The following is a 1,617-nucleotide window of genomic DNA, read 5'->3' as shown; positions in this document are numbered from 1 at the left end:
CAGTTCTCACAGGTTTTGTGGTTGACCACAGAGTTGGGTACGCCCCAACCCTTGTGGGAGCTGGCTTGCCAGCGATGCTTTTTAGTGCTTGAACATCACATGCCGCACCACGGTGTAGTCCTCCAGCCCATACATCGACATGTCCTTGCCATAGCCGGACAATTTCTGACCGCCATGGGGCATTTCGCTGACGAGCATGAAGTGCGTATTGACCCAGGTGCAGCCGTATTGCAGGCGCGCCGACAACCGATGCGCGCGGCCGACGTCGGCGGTCCACACTGACGACGCCAGGCCGTAGTCCGAGTCGTTGGCCCAGCCCAGCACCTGGGCCTCATCAGTAAACCTGGTCACCGACACCACCGGCCCGAACACCTCGCGGCGAACGATCTCGTCATCCTGCTGTGCGTCCGCCAGCACCGTCGGCTCAAAGAAGAAACCGTTGCCGTCCACCGCCTTGCCACCGGTGATCAGGCGGATGTGCGACTGCGCCACGGCGCGTTCGACGAACCCGGCCACGCGGTCGCGGTGCTGCGCAGTGATCAGCGGGCCGAGCTCGGTGGCCGGATCGTCCTGCAGGCCGTACTTGATGCTGCTGACCGCGGCGCCGAGCTTCTCGACGAACTTCTCGTAGATCCCGGCCTGGGCGTAGATGCGGCAGGCCGCCGTGCAATCCTGGCCAGCGTTGTAGAAACCGAAGGTGCGAATGCCTTCCACGGCGGCGTCGATGTCGGCGTCGTCGAAGATGATCACCGGGGCCTTGCCGCCCAGTTCCATGTGCATGCGCTTGACGCTGTCGGCGGTGCTGGAAATGATGTTCGAGCCAGTGGCGATCGAGCCGGTCAGCGAGACCATGCGCACTTTCGGGTGGGTTACCAGCGGGCTACCCACCGTTGGACCGCGCCCGAACACCAGGTTGAGGACACCGGCGGGGAATATTTGCGACGCCAGTTCGGCCAGGCGCAACGCAGTCAGCGGGGTTTGTTCCGACGGCTTGAGCACCACGGTATTACCGGCGGCGAGGGCCGGCGCGATTTTCCAGGCGACCATCATCAGCGGGTAGTTCCACGGCGCGATCGAGGCGATCACGCCCACCGGATCGCGGCGGATCATCGAGGTGTGGCCGGGCAGGTATTCACCGCCAGCCGAACCGCTCATGCAGCGGCTGGCGCCGGCGAAGAAGCGGAACACGTCGGCAATCGCCGGGATCTCGTCATTCAGAGCGGCGCTGTAAGGCTTGCCGCAGTTGTCCGATTCCAGCTTGGCCAACTCTTCGCCGTGGGCCTCGATGACGTCGGCGAGCTTCAGCAGCAGCAGGGCGCGATCCTTCGGCGGGGTCTGTGACCAACCATCGAACGCCGCATCGGCGGCCCGCACGGCAGCATCGACCTGAGCTTCGCTGGCTTCGTTGATCTCCACCAGGACTCGGCCCAGTGACGGGTTGAACACGGCTTGGGCGGGGCCTTCGCCAGCGATCAACTGGCCGTTGATCAGGAGTTTGGTTTGCATGGCATTGTCCTCTCTGAAGCAATTCTTGTTTTCAAACCGGACCCTTGTAGGAGCGAGCTTGCTCGCGATGGACGTCAACGATGACGAGGGCTGCCTGAATGCACGCGGCGC

1 protein-coding gene is annotated in these 1,617 nt (G+C 63.6%); it reads right to left on the bottom strand.

What is annotated here, in order from left to right:
- Window positions 1–81: 81 nt before the first annotated feature.
- Window positions 82–1,506, bottom strand: a complete 1,425-nt coding sequence (locus HYI44_RS29100) for a gamma-aminobutyraldehyde dehydrogenase (RefSeq protein ID WP_225571205.1) — start codon at window positions 1,504–1,506, stop codon at window positions 82–84.
- Window positions 1,507–1,617 lie beyond the last annotated feature (111 nt).

It is taken from the genome of Pseudomonas sp. Y24-6, assembly GCF_020295325.1.
Taxonomy (GTDB): Bacteria; Pseudomonadota; Gammaproteobacteria; order Pseudomonadales; family Pseudomonadaceae; genus Aquipseudomonas; species Aquipseudomonas gregormendelii.
Note: the sequence above shows the minus strand (reverse complement) of the source record. Positions and strands in the feature narration are given on the sequence as shown.

What these genes read in the sequence shown, in the direction of transcription:
- HYI44_RS29100 (WP_225571205.1), bottom strand. Translation starts at nt 1,506, where the DNA reads ATGCAAACCAAACTCCTGATCAACGGCCAGTTGATCGCTGGCGAAGGC.